The organism is Blastococcus sp. SYSU DS0616 (assembly GCF_054051015.1).
This window is the reverse complement of record NZ_JBJHAJ010000010.1, coordinates 16,926-32,006: the sequence shown is the minus strand read 5'-3', so window position 1 is coordinate 32,006 and position 15,081 is coordinate 16,926. Positions and strand designations below refer to the sequence as shown.

At 76.1% G+C, this 15,081-nt stretch carries 16 protein-coding genes; 6 read left to right on the top strand and 10 right to left on the bottom strand.

What is annotated here, in order from left to right:
* The first annotated feature begins 13 nt into the window (after positions 1-13).
* Entirely contained in the window at positions 14-217 is a 204-nt protein-coding gene (locus tag ACI79K_RS09520) for a PspC domain-containing protein (RefSeq protein ID WP_456589164.1), read from the top strand.
* A 25-nt stretch (positions 218-242) separates the two neighbouring features.
* Here the strand turns inward: ACI79K_RS09520 and ACI79K_RS09515 are convergent, their stop codons facing one another.
* From ACI79K_RS09515 to ACI79K_RS09485, 7 genes are all read right to left on the bottom strand, one after another.
* Entirely contained in the window at positions 243-530 is a 288-nt protein-coding gene (locus ACI79K_RS09515) for a DUF2516 family protein (RefSeq protein ID WP_456589165.1), read from the bottom strand.
* A 139-nt stretch (positions 531-669) separates the two neighbouring features.
* A complete protein-coding gene (locus ACI79K_RS09510) occupies positions 670-1,443 on the bottom strand; it encodes a hypothetical protein (RefSeq protein WP_456589166.1) in 774 nt (257 codons plus the stop codon).
* A 30-nt stretch (positions 1,444-1,473) separates the two neighbouring features.
* Positions 1,474-1,938, bottom strand: a complete 465-nt coding sequence (locus ACI79K_RS09505) for a helix-turn-helix domain-containing protein (protein ID WP_456589167.1) — start codon at positions 1,936-1,938, stop codon at positions 1,474-1,476.
* 89 nt (positions 1,939-2,027) lie between these two features.
* A complete protein-coding gene (locus ACI79K_RS09500; protein WP_456599579.1) occupies positions 2,028-2,972 on the bottom strand; it encodes an asparaginase in 945 nt (314 codons plus the stop codon).
* 130 nt (positions 2,973-3,102) lie between these two features.
* Complete coding sequence (locus tag ACI79K_RS09495; RefSeq protein WP_456589169.1) at positions 3,103-3,663, bottom strand: RsiG family protein; 561 nt, start codon at positions 3,661-3,663, stop codon at positions 3,103-3,105.
* A gap of 127 nt (positions 3,664-3,790) precedes the next feature.
* On the bottom strand, positions 3,791-4,900 hold the full coding sequence (gene ygfZ / locus ACI79K_RS09490; protein ID WP_456599578.1) for a CAF17-like 4Fe-4S cluster assembly/insertion protein YgfZ: 1,110 nt from the start codon (positions 4,898-4,900) through the stop codon (positions 3,791-3,793).
* Positions 4,897-5,355, bottom strand: a complete 459-nt coding sequence (locus ACI79K_RS09485) for a Fur family transcriptional regulator (protein ID WP_456589171.1) — start codon at positions 5,353-5,355, stop codon at positions 4,897-4,899. Before ACI79K_RS09485 ends, ygfZ begins: the two co-directional genes overlap by 4 nt.
* Before the next feature lie 38 nt (positions 5,356-5,393).
* On the opposite strand from ACI79K_RS09485, the gene ACI79K_RS09480 reads away from it, so the two are divergent.
* From ACI79K_RS09480 to ACI79K_RS09470, 3 genes are all read left to right on the top strand, one after another.
* Positions 5,394-6,242: an aminotransferase class IV gene (locus tag ACI79K_RS09480; protein ID WP_456589172.1), complete on the top strand. Its 849-nt coding sequence runs from the start codon at positions 5,394-5,396 to the stop codon at positions 6,240-6,242.
* A 91-nt stretch (positions 6,243-6,333) separates the two neighbouring features.
* The gene (gene nhaA / locus ACI79K_RS09475; protein ID WP_456599577.1) at positions 6,334-7,950 is read left to right on the top strand and encodes a Na+/H+ antiporter NhaA; all 1,617 of its coding nucleotides are present in this window, start codon (positions 6,334-6,336) and stop codon (positions 7,948-7,950) included.
* Between the two features lie 352 nt (positions 7,951-8,302).
* On the top strand, positions 8,303-9,061 hold the full coding sequence (locus ACI79K_RS09470) for a hypothetical protein (RefSeq protein ID WP_456599576.1): 759 nt from the start codon (positions 8,303-8,305) through the stop codon (positions 9,059-9,061).
* Here ACI79K_RS09470 and ACI79K_RS09465 read toward each other — a convergent pair.
* From ACI79K_RS09465 to ACI79K_RS09455, 3 genes are all read right to left on the bottom strand, one after another.
* Positions 9,058-10,767 carry a DUF885 domain-containing protein gene (locus ACI79K_RS09465; protein WP_456599575.1) on the bottom strand — a complete coding sequence of 570 codons (1,710 nt, stop codon included), beginning with the start codon at positions 10,765-10,767 and terminating at the stop codon, positions 9,058-9,060. The genes ACI79K_RS09470 and ACI79K_RS09465 overlap by 4 nt on opposite strands.
* Positions 10,764-11,297 carry an FABP family protein gene (locus ACI79K_RS09460; RefSeq protein WP_456599574.1) on the bottom strand — a complete coding sequence of 178 codons (534 nt, stop codon included), beginning with the start codon at positions 11,295-11,297 and terminating at the stop codon, positions 10,764-10,766. Before ACI79K_RS09460 ends, ACI79K_RS09465 begins: the two co-directional genes overlap by 4 nt.
* Positions 11,298-11,433: 136 nt before the next feature.
* Positions 11,434-12,363, bottom strand: coding sequence for an NAD-dependent epimerase/dehydratase family protein (locus ACI79K_RS09455; RefSeq protein ID WP_456599573.1), 930 nt, complete (start codon positions 12,361-12,363; stop codon positions 11,434-11,436).
* Between the two features lie 129 nt (positions 12,364-12,492).
* On the opposite strand from ACI79K_RS09455, the gene ACI79K_RS09450 reads away from it, so the two are divergent.
* Both ACI79K_RS09450 and ACI79K_RS09445 read left to right on the top strand, forming a co-directional pair.
* Positions 12,493-13,170, top strand: coding sequence for a WHG domain-containing protein (locus ACI79K_RS09450; protein WP_456589178.1), 678 nt, complete (start codon positions 12,493-12,495; stop codon positions 13,168-13,170).
* A gap of 126 nt (positions 13,171-13,296) precedes the next feature.
* On the top strand, positions 13,297-15,054 hold the full coding sequence (locus ACI79K_RS09445; RefSeq protein ID WP_456589179.1) for a SpoIIE family protein phosphatase: 1,758 nt from the start codon (positions 13,297-13,299) through the stop codon (positions 15,052-15,054).
* The last annotated feature ends 27 nt before the right edge of the window (positions 15,055-15,081 follow it).

Here is a 15,081-nt window from a genome sequence, read left to right as displayed (position 1 = left end):
CTAGGCTGGCCGCGTGACGACACCTGCGCCGTACCGGCTGCGCCGGGACACCCGCCACAAGATGGTCGCCGGCGTCTGCGCCGGCATCGCCCGACGTTTCGGGCTCTCGCGCAGCGGCCTGCGCGTGGCCTTCGTGCTCTCCTGCGTGCTCCCGGGCCCGCAGTTCGTGGCGTACCTGCTGCTCTGGATCATCATCCCGGCCGACGACCGGCCCTGAGCCGGGTCGACGGGGCGGCCGCCTGCTACCAGGTGTTGTCGCGGCGCATCCCGCCGACGGCGGGACGCACGTCGACCAGGTAGACGATCGCCGCGATGACCGCGGGCAGCCCGAGCAGCGACAGCGGGGTCTTCAGCCAGAAGATGACCAGCAGTGCCAGGCCGGTGATCGCCGCCCAGGCCGGCTTGGTCAGCTTGCCGGCGGCGACGTACCCGGCGGCCGGCCGGATGAGGGCGTCCACGAACGCCCAGGCGGTCAGCCCCAGGGACGCCCAGTACAGGATGAGCAGCAGCCATCCGTCGAACACGCCCATGCCCCGAGCCTACCCGCGCTCCGCCGTCCGCCGGACCAGCGAACCGGCAGACTCGCCCGAAGGGAGGGGCTCGCCGGACGCGACAGGGCCCCGGACCGCTGGTCGCGGCTCCGGGGCCCTGGTCGGTGGCGCCGTGGCGTCAGTTCTTCTTGGTGGGCACCGCGGTCGGGTCCGCCGGCTTGGCGGCGCGGGCCCGGGTCACGCGGGCCGAGGTGGCCTTGGCCGGGGACTTGCGGGCGGCCGAGGTGCCCTTCTTGGCGGGCTTGGCCTTGGGCGCCGCGACGGCCTCCTCGGCGACGTCCTTGGTCGCGTCGGCGGCGTCCTCGAGCTTGTCCTCGGCCTTGGCCGCCGCCTTGGTGGCCTTCGCCGCGGTCTTCTGCGCGACCGAGGTCACCTCGTTGGAGGCCTCGACCACGGCCTCCGCGCCGTCCTCGAGCGCGTCCTCGAGAGCGTCCTCGACGGTGTCGACGGCCCGCTCGGCGCGACGGACGACGCGGCGGACACCGGGCTGGCGGCGCAGGTCCTCGACGACGACCGCGCCGCGCTCGGCCAGGGTCTCCACCGTGGCGGCGGCCTGGGTGCGGGCGGTCTCGACCAGGCCGGCGACGGTGCTGGCCAGCACCTCGGGACGGACGGCGTCGGCCAGCTGCTGGGCGGTGGTGCGGGCGGTGCCGGCGGCCTCGGCGGCCCGGGTGCGGGCCTCCTTGACGGCCAGGTCGGCCTGGACCTGCGCCTCGCCCGGCAGCGCCTCGGCGGTGCTGCGGAACTGCGCGACGACGGTGCGGGCCCGCTCGACGGCCAGGTCACCGGCGCCGACGAAGGCCAGCAGCGGGGTGCGGGCCTGCTCGGCGAGCGTGCGGCCCTGGGTCACGGCGAACTCGCCGTACTGCTTCACGGTCTGCGTGGGGGTCATGCGGAACTCCTCAGGAGTGGGGGGAGGGGGTCAGCCGGCGGCCGGGGACGAGGCCCGGTGCTCGCGGACGTAGGTCTCGTAGAGCTCGAGCAGGACGGCCTTGTGCCGCTCGGAGAGCGCGTCGTCGTTGCGGATCGCCGCCACGGTGTCCGGGTTCCCGGAACGCCGGTCGAGGATCCCCGCCTGCTCGTAGAGCGTCTCGGCCGAGATCTTCAGGCCCCGGGCGATCGACGCGAGGATCTCCGCCGACGGCTTGCGGAGGCCCCGCTCTACCTGGGACAGGTAAGGGTTGCTGACCCCGGCGGTGCGGGCCAGCTCGCGCAGCGAGACGCGCGCGGCGCTGCGCTGCTCACGGATGAAGTCACCCACCGACGAGCCGACCGCCGAGACGCTCGGTGCGTCGGCGACGGTGTCGGCCACGCTGCCGGCGACCCGGTCCACCCTCTCGCGGACCGTGGTCACCTGGTCGCGGACGAAGTCACCAGGGGTCTGCACGCCTTCGACGCTAACCCCGAGTGCTAGCTCTTGCAAGCGGAGCGGCTAGCACCCGTGGGTGATACCAGCCACACTCGGCCGGCGACCGGTCAGGCGTCCAGCGCAGCGGACTCCCGGACCTCGCCGACGACACCGGTCCCGCCGGAGACGGGTGTCCGCGCCCACGGGGCAAGCACCTCGGCGGGGACCCCGAGCCGGCGCAGCCCGGCCGCGAGCGCCGGCGTCCGCCCGCGGTCCCCGCCGTCGTCCAGCTTCAGCGCCACCGCTCCCGCACCCGGCACCGCCGCCACGTGCACGCCGTCGGCGCCGCCCTTCACCAGGAGGCCGGGGACCGCACGCATCAGGTCGGTGTCCTCGCGGCCCGAGCCGGCCACGAACCAGGGCTGGGCACGCATCGCCTCGGCGACCGCCCGCTCCCGCGAGCCGTCGGCCGCCTGCACCAGCGAGAGGACCCCGCGCGCCAGCCCGGTGAGCGGCAGGGCGTGCTGCGGCGCACCGCACCCGTCGACGACGACGGCCGCGACCGGCACACCGGCCGCCTCGCCCAGCCGCGCCTCGATCGCCTGCTGCAGCGGGTGCTCCCGCTCCAGGTAGCCCGCCGTCGGCCAGCCGGCGGCGACGCAGGCCGACAGCATCGCGGCGTGCTTGCCCGAGCAGTTCATGGCCAGGCGTTCGGGGGCGCGCCCGGGGACGAGCCAGGTCGCCTTCGTCGCCTCGTGCTGCGGCAGGGACGGCGGGCAGCCCAGGTCGTCGGGCCCCAGCCCGACGGCGGCGAGCATGCCGGCGACCAGCTCCCGGTGCCCGTCCTCGCCGCTGTGGGAACCGGCACCGATGGCCAGCTCCTCGGCCGAGCGCGGCGTCCAGCCCGCCGCCAGCATCGCGGTCGCCTGCACCGGCTTGTTCGCCGACCGGGGCAGCACCGGCCGGTCGACGTCGCCGGCGGCGAACCGCACGTCCCCGTCGGCGCCCAGCACCACCAGCGCTCCCCGGTGCACCGACTCGAGGAACCCCGACCGCCGGACCTCGACCAGCACGGGGTTCTCCGGCCACGGTGAGGCGGAGGAACCGCCGCGAGCGTGCTGAGGTGCTGGAACGGTCACGCCTCAGGGTCCCATGCGGAGCGTGCGAGGCATGGGGGGAGGCGTGGTCCTTCTAGTGGTCCTCCTAGTGGCGTCCCTCGTCGGCGAGCAGGGCCGCGACGTCGGCCTCGCCGTCGCGGTACCGGCGGCCGAGCTCCGCGGCCAGGCCGTCCATGACCTGCTGCACGCCGCGGCGACGCTCCGACAGCCCCTTCTCGGCGTCGGCGAGCGCCCGCGCGGCCGCCTCGAGCTTCGCGTCGGAGAGCTCGGTGATCGCCGAGAGGTCGGCGCCCGGGGTGAGCGCGTGCACCCAGGACTCGTACTCCTGCGGGTCCGCCGGCTGCACCGTCTGGTGGCGGCCGAGGCCGTGGGCGGGGCCGCGCCCCTTCTCGGCGAGGATCTCGGGCAGCAGGTCGACCAGCGAGCGCCCGTCGTGCTCGGCCCGCCGCTGCAGCTCGCGCCGCACGATGTCCAGGCGCCCCTGCAGCAGCCGGCGGGTGTAGGAGAGGTTGACCTCCTGCTGCTCCGCCTCCCGGCGCAGCCGGCGCACGTCGCCCATGGGCCGGCTCACGGCGCTCTCCAGGAACGCCGGGTCCAGCAGCGCGTCGACGGCGGCACCCCCGGCGGGGGACGGCTTCGGACTCACGGGGGTGGCCTCCAGGTGCGGGACGCCCGGCGCACGGGCATCGGCGGTGGTCAGCGGCGGGCGCTGGCCGGAGCGTAGGTCAGCGCCCCCGACCTGCCCACCCGTCAGGCGGACGGCCGCGGCGCGCTCAGCCGATCGTCCCAGACCGGACGGCCCGGACCCGGTTCCGCGCCGCCACCTGGGTGTCGTCGAGCGCCGGCGCGGCGTCGTCGGGGTCGATCGCGGCCGTCGAGCCACCCACGGTCAGCGCGGTGTCCTGGGCCACCGACTGCTTGACCAGCGCCAGGGCGATCACACCCAGCTCGTGGTGCCGGACGACGCTGCCCACCCGGCCGACCGTCCGCGTGCCCGCCAGCACCGGCTCGCCGGGGCCCGGCAGGTCCTCGCTGACCCCGTCGAGGTGGAGCAGCACCAGCCGGCGGGGCGGGCGGCCGAGGTTGTGCACGCGGGCGACCGTCTCCTGCCCGCGGTAGCAGCCCTTGTCGAGGTGGACGGCGGTGCTCAGCCACTCCAGCTCGTTCGGGATGGTCCGGTGGTCGTTGTCGAGGCCGAACCGCGGCCGCCGGGCCTCGACGCGCAGCGCCTCGTGGGCCGCAGCACCCGCCAGGGGGGCGCCCAGGCGGTCGGCCACGGCCCCGAGGTCCGCCCGCGGGACCAGCAGGTCGTGGACGGCGGCCGACCCGTCGCCGACCGGCGGCATGCGGCGCACCCACCCGGCACCGGCCGGTTCCACCGCGTACGGCGCGCTGGGCACGGGCAGCCCCGCCGTCGCCAGCACCTCGTCGGCGCCGGGGCCGACCAGGGACAGCACCGCCCAGTCGTCGGTGACCAGCTCCGGCTCCACGCGGAGCATGAACCGCATCCGCTCGAGGAACGCCTGCAGGGCGGGGCCGGCGCCCGGCTCGACGTCGACCCAGGTCGTGCCACCCAGCTCGGCGAGGACCAGGTGGTGCTCGACGTGCCCGTGGGGGCTCAGCACCAGCGCCTCGCTGCCGATGCCGTCGGCCAGCCGCTCGAGGTGCTGGCTGGTGATGCTGTGCAGCCAGGAGAGGCGGTCCGCCCCGGGCACCCCCAGGACGTCGCGGTCACTGCGATCGACCAGGCCGGCGCCCTCGGCGAGCAGCCGCTGCTCGCGCAGCGGGTCGCCGTAGTGCGCCGCGACGACGCGGGCGGACTCGGGTCCGGCCTCGAGGGGCACCGCCCCGGGCCGCGAGAGGAGGGGTGAGGGCGTGGTCATGACGACTCCGTTCCGGCGCGGTCTCGGCAGGCGCGGCACGTGCCCGACAGGGCGACGTGGCCGACGTCCACGGTGAAACCCAGGTCGGCCGCCAGACGTTCCGCCGCCGCGTCGAGCAGGTCGGGGGCCGCCGACGAGATCTCGCCGCAGGAGTTGCAGACCACGTGCAGGTGGGGCCGCTCCGCCGCGTGGTAGACCGGCGCGCCACGCCCCAGGTGGGTGTGCCAGACCAGCCCGAGCCGCTCCAGCAGCTCCAGCGTCCGGTAGACCGTCGAGGTGTCGGGGGCGCTGCCGCCGGGGCCGGCCTCCTCGCGCAGCCGGGCGCCGATCGCCTCCGGCGTCGCGTGCGGCAGCGCCGCGACCGCGGCCAGCACCCGGGCGCGCTGGGGGGTCAGCCGCAGGCCGCGGGCCCGCAGCTGCTCCGCCAGCGGAGCGGCGACGTCGTCGGTCCCCATGCGGTGAGCCTAAGCCCGCGGTGCGGCAGGCTGGACCCGTGAGCGAGCAGCGCAGGGTGGCGGTCTGGCAGGACGGCGCGGCGGCGCCGGTCCCCGCCGACCAGCCGGTCGTGACCGCCTTCGACCTCGGCCTGGCCCGCGGCGACGGCGTCTTCGAGTCCGTCCTCGTGGTCGGGGGGAGCACGCCGCACCTGCCCGCGCACCTGGCCCGGCTCGCCCGCTCCGCCGGTCTCCTGGGGCTGCCGCACCCCGGCGACACGGCCTGGCGGGAGCTGGTCGCCGTCGTGCTGGCCGGCTGGCCGGCCGACGTCGAGGGCGTGTGCCGCCTCCTCCTCACCCGCGGGCTCGGCGACGGCGCGCCGCCCACGGCGCTGGCCCTGCTCGCCCCGGTCCCCGCGGAGACGGTGCGGCAGCGTCGCGAGGGCATCTCGGTGGTGACGCTCGGGCTCGGGGTGCCCGCGGACTTCCGCGCGGGGGCACCGTGGCTCCTCGGTGGCGCCAAGACCCTCTCCTACGCGGTGAACATGGCGGCCCAGCGGCACGCGCACGACCTGGGGGCCGACGACGTCGTCCTCACCAGCCTCGAGGGGCGGCTGCTGGAGGGCCCCACCTCGACCGTCGTCTGGGCCGCCGCGGGCACGCTGCACACGCCCCCGGTGGACAGCGGCATCCTCGCCGGCACCACCCAGGCGCGGCTGTTCGACGCCGCGCGCGCTGCCGGGTGGCCGACCGCGTCGACCCCCGGCACGGTCGAGGACCTGCACTCCGCGGACGCGGTCTGGCTGCTCTCCGGCGTGCGCGGCGCGGTGACCGTGCACACCGTCGACGGCGCGCCCCGCGGCGACGCCGGGCTGTCCCCCCGCATCCGGCAGCTCCTCGCCGGGTAGCGTGAAACCCAGGTGCGCCGGGAAGTCTGGTCGGCAGCGCGTCCGTCGCCGGGCGCGCCCCCGACCCGATCCTGCCCTCCGGAGCCGCCCCGTGACGTCGACCGCCCCCAACCGCCTCTTCGGACGCGGCTCCTGGACCGAGGCGCAGCGCGTCGCCTCGGTGCTCCGCAAGGAGACCGTAGGCGGCGCCCTGCTGCTGGTGGGGGCGGCGATCGCGCTGATCTGGGCCAACTCCCCCTGGGCGGAGAGCTACGAGGCGCTGCGCGACACCCGGGTGGGGCCGGCGGCCCTGCACCTGGACCTCACCCTCGGGACGTGGGCCGCCGACGGTCTGCTGGCCATCTTCTTCTTCGTGGCCGGGCTGGAGCTGAAGCGGGAGTTCGTCGCCGGTGACCTCCGGGAACCGCGCCGCGCGGCCCTGCCCATCGCCGCCGCGGTGGGCGGCATGGCCGTCCCGGCGCTGTTCTTCGTGCTGCTCAACCTGGGCGGCCCCGAGGGTGCGCTGGCGGGCTGGGCGATCCCCTCGGCCACCGACATCGCCTTCGCCCTCGCCGTCCTGGCGGTGATCAGCACCCACCTGCCCAGCGCCCTGCGCACGTTCCTGCTGACGCTGGCGGTCGTCGACGACCTGCTGGCCATCACGATCATCGCGATCTTCTACACCTCCGCCCTGGCGGTCACCCCGCTGCTGCTGGCGCTGATCCCGCTGGCGCTGTTCGGCTTCCTGGTGCAGAAGCGGATCCGCTCCTGGTGGCTCCTACTGCCGCTGGCCGCCGTCACCTGGGTGCTCGTCCACGAGTCGGGCGTCCACGCCACGGTCGCGGGCGTCCTGCTCGCCTTCACGGTCCCGGTCGTCCGCAGCGAGGCCGCCGGCGGGCCCGACGCCGGGCCGGGCCTCGCCGAGCACTTCGAGCACCGCATCCGCCCGCTGTCGGCCGGCGTGGCCGTCCCGGTCTTCGCGTTCTTCTCCGCCGGCGTGGCGGTCGGCGGGCTGTCGGGCCTGGGCGAGTCGCTCGGCGACAGCATCGCCATCGGCATCGTGGCCGGGCTGGTCGCCGGCAAGGCGATCGGCATCACCGGCGCCACGTGGCTGGTGGCCCGCTTCACCCGGGCCCAGCTCGACGAGAACCTCGGCTGGCCCGACGTCCTGGGGCTGGCGCTGCTCGGCGGTATGGGCTTCACCGTCTCGCTGCTGATCACCGAGCTCGCGTACGGCGCCGAGAGCGAGAGCTACGAGCACGCCAAGGTCGGCATCCTGGCCGGCACCGTCGCCGCGGCGCTGCTGGCCAGCGTGATCCTGCGGCTGCGCAACCGCCGCTACAAGGCGATGTACCTGCACGAGCTCAGCGACCTCGACCAGGACGGCATCCCCGACGCCTGGGACACCGTCGACGACCGCGTCGAGCAGCCGGCCCGCGCGGCCGCCGCGCCGCCCGGCCCCGGCGCCACCCCCGCGACCGAGGAGCTGGGCGAGGAGGCCGCGCGACCCGGCTACGAGACGGTCGACGACCAGGCCGAGCACGAGCCGGAGTGGGAGGGCGTCACCCCGCCTCCCGGGCGCACCGCCACCGACGCCGCCGAGGACCTCGGGGACGACGACGGTCCGCGGCCGGACTACGAGACGGTCGACGACCAGGCCGAGCACGACCCCGACTGGTCGGGCACCCGCCCGCCGGGGCGCACGATCGGTCCCGGCAGCGGGAGCTGACCGCCGTCCGGCCGGTCCGGGACACGCCGGTCCCGGACCGGCCACCAGGGCGTTCGCTCACAGCGGAGCAAATCGGTTGCCGCTCCCGTGCCCGCGGCCGTACCGTCGTGGCACACGAGAGAGGAGGTGGTCCGTAACTTTGCTGAGCTACAGGACTCGTGAGGTGGCTGTCCGCTAGCCGCCGTCCAGATGGGCCGCCCGTTCGGATGGGAATCCGAACGACGGCATGATCGCCCGTCCGTCGATGGCGGCGAGCGAGAACCGGACAGTCACCCGACCCCCGGGCCGCCGACAGTTGTCCAGTCGGCCCGCGTGCAGCTTCCCTGTGGAGCGCCGCGGAGCAGCCCGGGGGTTGTCCGTTTTCCAGGAGGCGTACGTGCAGCTCGGCGGACTCCCCGTCGAGACCGACGTGTCCGCCGGCGCCTGGCTCGCCGAGGCGGTCGGCCGGGCCCACTGGGGCACGGTGGCCTCGCTCGTGCCGCCGGTGTTCCCCGCCTACGCCCGCGTGCTGCACCCCGCCTACCGCTACGAGGGCGACGACGACGTGGAGGTCCCCTGGGCCGCGGTCGCCGCGCTCAACGGCACCGTCGTCCACCCGCTCGCGCAATGGCCGGCGGTGACCGGCGGCTGGGAGTACCTGCACGAGGACAGCCAGCCCCCCGACTGGGACGGCGCCCCCGCGGAGGGGCACCTGCCCACCGCGGTCGCCGCGCGCATGGCTGCCGTGCTCGCCCGCCACACCACCGCGCCCGGGGACTGCCTGTTCGGCCGGTGGGCCGGCTTCGGCGCCGACGCCGCCGCACTGCGCGGTCAGCCCACCCTGCCGCTGCCCCGGGGCCGCGACGCCGTGCTGGTGCAGGGCCGGGTGGCCGACGCAGCGCGCAACCTGGCGCCCGAGCCCGCCGAGCAGAGCGCCAACCTGTGGTGGCCGGCCGACCGCGCCTGGGCGGTGGCCACCGACATCGACCTGATGAGCACCTACGTCGGCGGCAGCCCCGCCTGCGTCGCCGAGCTGATGGGCACGCCGGGGCTGGAGGTCCTGGCCTCCGGGGTGGACGACCGGGTCGGCCACGCCGACGACCCGGTGAACCCGACCCCGCCGCGACGCTAGAGCACCGCGAGCTCCGCCTCGAGGTCGTCCAGGCCCAGCGACCCCTGCGACAGCGCGGCCATGTGCCAGGCCTTCAGGTCGAAGGCCGCCCCGTGGGCCCGCTGGGCCGCGGCCCGGCCGGCCAGCCACGCCCGTTCCCCGAGCTTGTAGCTGATCGCCTGCCCCGGGATCCCGAGGTAGCGCACCAGCTCGCTGTCGAGGAAGGCGACGTCGGCGCCGGAGTGCTCGCCCAGGAAGGCGCGCGCCAGCTCCGGCGTCCAGGGCTGACCGCGGTGCTCGGCCAGCGCGCCGCCGGCGTCGTCGGGGACCGGTAGCTGCAAGTGCATGCCGATGTCGATGACCACCCGCACCGCCCGCAGCTGCTGGGCGTCCAGGAACCCCAGCCGCTCCGCGGGGTCGCGGAAGTAGCCGAGCTCGTCCATCAGCCGCTCGGCGTAGAGCGCCCAGCCCTCCACGTTCGCGCTCACCGAGCCGACCGAGGTCTGGTACGTCGACAGCTGGGAGGAGACGTGGACCCACTGGGCCAGCTGGAGGTGGTGGCCGGGAACGCCCTCGTGGTACCAGATCGAGACGAGGTCCCACAGCGGGAACCGGGTGCGGCCCAGGGTGGGCAGCCAGGTGCGGCCCGGACGGGAGAAGTCCTGCGCCGGCCGGGTGTAGTACGGCGCCGCCGCACTGCCGGGCGGCGCGATCATCGCCTCCACCCGCTTCACCGGCTCGGCGAGGTCGAAGTGCGCCCCGTCCAGCTCGGCGATCGCCTCGTCCATCATCTGCTGCAGCCGCTCGCGGATCTCCGCCACGCCCTCGACGGCCGGGCCGTTGGTGGACAACCAGCGCATCGCCTCCAGCGGGGTGGCGCCCGGGCGCACCTTCTCCGCCTCGATCAGCTGCTCGGCCAGGATCCGCCGGTGCTCGGCCCAGCCCCAGGCGTAGACCTCCTCCAGCCCGCCACCCGAGCCGAGGTCCGACCCGGTCCAGCGGCGCACCGCCCGGGTGTAGCGCTCGCGGCCCACGGCGTCGGGCACGTCCTCGGTGCGCGGGCCGTACTCGTCGCGCAGGTGGTCGCGGATCGCGGCCACCGCGGCGTCGGCGGCCTCGGCGGCCGACCGCAGCTGCGGTTGCAGCGCCTCCGGGCCGGCGGCCACGAACGTCGCGAAGTAGGGACCGGCCAGCCACTGGCCCAGCTGCTCGACGACGGTGCGCACCTGGCGCGGGGCCACGAGCAGGTTCCGCCGGGCGGCCTCCTCCAGCGTCTCCCGGTAGGCGCGGTAGGCCTCCGGGACACGGGCCAGGCGCCGAGCGAGGACGGACCAGTCCTCCTCCGACGCCGCCGGCATCATGCTGAACACCTGGCGCACCGAGTGCACCGGGCTGAAGAGGTTGTTCAGCGAGCGGTAGGGCTCCCCCACGGCGTGCGCGTCCAGCTCGGCGGTGAGCCGCTCGCGCAGCAGCCGGGCGCACCGGCGCTCGACCGGGTCGTCGCCGAGCGCGGGGTCGGCAGCCAGCACCCGGTCCAGCTCGGTGAGCGTCTCGCGCGCCAGCGCCGCCTCGGCCTCGATGCCCGCCGGCGACAGGTCCGGGAGCCGGTCGTCACCGGGGCGCACGCCGAGCGCCGTGGCCAGGATCGGGTCGAGCTCTGCGGCCCGCGCGACGTAGGCGTCGGCGACCTGGCGAGGAGTCGTGGCGCGGCTCGTGCCGGCCGTCATCGGATGCGCTCCAGGCGGGCCGACATGACCGGGCGGGGCGGCTGCTCCCCCACGGCGCGGTCGATGGCGTACATCAGCGCCCCCTCGACGATGCCGTAGAGCCGCACCGACCGGGTGACCTCGGCTGCGTCGGGCGTGCGCGCCAGCACGTCGCTGGCGAGCTCCCAGCTGGTGGTGGTGCGAGCGGTGCCGACGTAGATCTCCACGAGCCCGTCGGGACTGGCCACCAGCAGCTCGACGTCGTCGTTCCCGCGGGGGCGCCAGAAGCCGGACTCCCGGACGTCCGGCCCCACGATCCTCCCGTCGTCGGTGAGCCGCCAGGTGCGCGACTCGTACGCCAGGAAGCCCCGTCCGTCGTGGGCGAACCGGATCCACTGGCCGAACCGGTGGTCGCCGCCGGTGCCGGCCGCCTGGCCCTCCCCGTGCCACTCCCCCAGCAGGGGCAGCACCGCGAGGAGCTGCTCGGAGACCTCCGGCCCGCTGCGGACGTCGGCGGTGTCGGGCACCGGCAGTTCGGTCGGGCCGCTCATCGCCGGCCCGCCTTCGGGCCGCGCGCGAGCCGGAGGGCGCCGTAGCCCAGCGCCGCGGCGCCGGACGCCGTCAGGGTGACCAGGAGCCAGGCAGAGACCATGGGAACCACCGTAGTGACGGCGGGGCGACCGGTCCTCAGGCGGCCACCGGTGCGTGCTCCGCGGTCGCGGCGACCACCTCGGCCCACGGGGTCGGCGCGATGCCGAACGTCGCCGTCGTGTCCGCCGCGTCGACCACGTACTCCTGGTCGAACTGGTGCCGCACGGCGACGACCTCCCGCATGAGCGGCGAGAGCAGCCCCACCGCGCGCAGCACCGGCCAGGGCACGCCGCGGACGGTCGGCGCCGGGGCGGACATGGCCGCCGCCAGGTCGGTGAGGGCGGCGCGCTGGGAGCGCGGTGGGGCGCTCGGCACGTGCCAGGCCCGGCCGAGGGCGCGCTCGTCGGTGCCCAGGGTGGCCAGGGTGGTGGCGACGTCGGGGAGGTAGGCCCAGCTGCGGGGAGCGTCGGGGTCCCCGATCACCCAGGCGGTGCGACCGCGCCGGAGGGCGGGGAGCTGGCGCATCAGGTGGGACTGCGGAGCCGGCACCTGCGGTCCGACGAAGTCCGCGGCGCGGGCCTCGGTGATCCGCACCCGGCCGGCCTGGTGGGCGGCCAGCGCCTGCTGCCACATGCGCGCCCGGACGAGCCCCTTGGTGTCGGTGGCGGCCAGCGGCGTCCGCGGCGTCATGGGCCCGTGGGGGCGCCCGTAGGGGTAGAGGTTGGACATGGTGACCAGGACGGCGCCGGTGCGCTCGGCGGCCAGGAGCAGCGCGTCCGCGACCGGCGGCCAGTCGGTGGCCCACCGGTGGTAGGCGGGGTTCACCGCGTTGTAGAGCGCGGCCGCGCCGCGGGCGGCGTCCGCGAGGGCCCCGGCATCGGCGGCGTCCACCTGCCGGTGCTCGAGCCCGTCCGCGGAGACCCCGCCGCTCCGGGAAAGGACGCGCACGTCGTGCCCGCGCTCCCGCAGTTCCCGGGCGGTGGTCAGGCCGACCGGCCCCTTGCCGACGACGACGTGCAGTGCCATGGGTGCTCCCCGGAGGTCGTGGTGTGAGCGGTGCTCTCGTTGTGGGGCAATGCTCGCGCTGGCGACCGGTGCGTGTCAAGAGCACTGCTCTCGCTTGCGCGCACTGCTCCGAAGCGGCACGCTGGGCCGGTGCCCACCGCCCGGGAGCGCGTCCGCGCCGAGATCACCGCCGAGATCGCCGACGCGGCCCGGCGGCAGCTCGCCGCGGTCGGTGCGGCCGGGCTCTCCCTGCGGGCGGTGGCCCGCGAGCTCGGCATGGCGTCCTCCGCCGTGTACCGCTACGTCCCCAGCCGCGACGAGCTGCTGACCCGGTTGATCATCGACGGCTACGACGACCTGGGCGCCGCCGCCGAGGCCGCCGACGTCCCCTCCGATCCGCCACGCCGGCGCTGGCTGGCCGTCTGCCGGGCGGTGCGCGGGTGGGCTCTGGAGCACCCGCATGAGTACGCGCTGCTGTACGGGTCGCCCGTCCCGGGGTACGAGGCGCCGGCCGAGACCGTGCCCGCCGCCGCCCGCGCAGGCGTGGTCCTCGGGCGCATCCTGGGCGATGCCGCCCGCTCCGGGGCGCTCCCCGAGGCCGCCGGCGAGCGCGATCCGGGCCTGATCAGCGACGGCGCGGTCGCGATCCTGGGTGGCGAGCACCCGGCCCTCGACGAGACGGTGCGCGTGCGTGCCCTGCTGGCCTGGAGCTCGATGTTCGGTGCCATCAGCTTCGAGCTGTTCGGCCACCTGGTGGGCTCGGTGGTCGACCGCGACCGCTGGTTCGACCGCGCCATGGCCGAGCTCGCCGGCTCGCTCGGCCTCTGACCGGCCACCGGCGCGGGCCGGGTGAGGCCGACCCGACAGCCCGGGTTGCTGGTGAGCCGGGGGGTCGTACGGCAGGCTGGACCGGCCCCGCGCACGCGGGAGACAGTGGGAGGAGCGGACATCGGGATGGCCCAGGCCGGCCGCAGCGCGGCGCAGATCACGGGCGAGGAGTCGCTGCCCGGGACGCCGTCGTGGTTCTCGGTGCTGCAGGACTCCTCGCTGCTGCTCGCCGCGGTCTGCGACACGGGGGGCACGCTGCTCACCGCCAACCGGCTGGCGCTGGAGGACTGCGGCTTCGACCGCCGCGACCAGCTGGGCCGGCTGCTGTGGGACGTCGGCTGGTGGGCCGGCGACCCCGAGGCCCGCGCCCGGGTCACCGCCTGGTGCCAGCAGGTGGCCACCGGTGGCGAGCCGGTGCGTGCGGCCACCGGCTTCTTCCTGGCCGACGGGACGCGGCGGGTCGCCGACCTGACCCTGCAACTGGTGAGCGAGGGCACGCAGGACGAGTACCTGCTGGTCACCGGCCTGGACGTCACCGAGCGGCTGGAGAACGAACGCCTCACCGCCGAGGCGCGCGCGGCCGGTGCCGAGGCGACCACGCTGCGCCAGGTCGCCACCGCGCGCGCCCGGGACCTCGAGGTGCTGCAGGAGACCGAGGCCAAGCTCACCCGGGCGCTCGCGATCACCGAGCGGGTGCTGGCCAACGTCGCCGACGGCATCTACGGCCTCGACGTCGACGGCCGGGTCGAGTTCCTCAACCCCGCCGCGGCCCGGCTCACCGGCTACCCGCCCGGCGAGCAGCTCGGCAAGGACCAGCACGCCCTCATCCACGGCACGCGCCCGGACGGCTCGCCCTACCCGCGCGAGGAGTGCCCGGTCTGGCGGGCCCTGCGCACCGGCCGCACCGTCGTCGCCGACCAGGAGACGTTCTGGCGCAGCGACGGCACCCCGATCCCGGTCGAGATGGTCGTCGTGCCCACCGTGGAGGACGACGAGCTCACCGGCGTGGTGGTCTCCTTCCGCGACCTCACCGACCGGCTGGCCGCCCAGCGCCAGGCCGCGGAGCTGGAGGCCCTGGCCGCCCGGGCCGCCGCGGACCGCGCCCTGTCCGACCGGCTGCAGCAGTCCCTGCTCACCCCGCCGCCGGAGCCCGACCACCTGCAGATCGCCGTGCGCTACCGCCCCGCGGCGCACGAGGCGCAGGTGGGCGGCGACTGGTACGACGCGTTCCTCCAGCCCGACGGGGCCACCATGCTGGTGATCGGCGACGTCGTCGGCCACGACAGCAACGCGGCCGCGGCCATGGGTCAGCTCCGCGGCCTGCTGCGGGCGCTGGCCTACGCCGAGGAGGACGGCCCGGCGGCGACCCTCACCCGGGTCGAGCACGCGGCGCGGGGGCTGGCGGTCTCCTCGCTGGCCACCGCCGTGCTGGCGCGCATCGAGCGGCATCCCGAGGAGCCCGTCGCCGGCCGGCGGCTGCTGCGCTGGAGCAACGCCGGGCACCTGCCGCCGATCCTGCTGGCCCCCGACGGCACCACCACGCTGCTCACCAGCACCCCGGAGCTGATGCTCGGGATCGACCCCGGTGCGCCCCGCGGCGACCAGACCGCCGACCTGCTCGACGGGTGCACCCTGCTGCTGGTCACCGACGGGCTCGTCGAGCGCCGCGACATCGACCTGGACGAGGGCCTGGAGCGGCTGCGCGAGGCGCTGCGCGACCTCGGCCGCACCCACTTGGAAGAGCTGCTGGACACCGTCCTCACCCGGCTGGTGCCCGACGCCGGGGCCGACGACGTCGCCATCGTGGCCGTCCGCGCCTTCCCCGAGGACCGGCCCCGGCCGGCCGAGGCCGGTCCGCGCCGGGTGCCGCCGGGTCTCGCCTGAGGGCGGCCCCGGGTGCGGCGCCCCGGG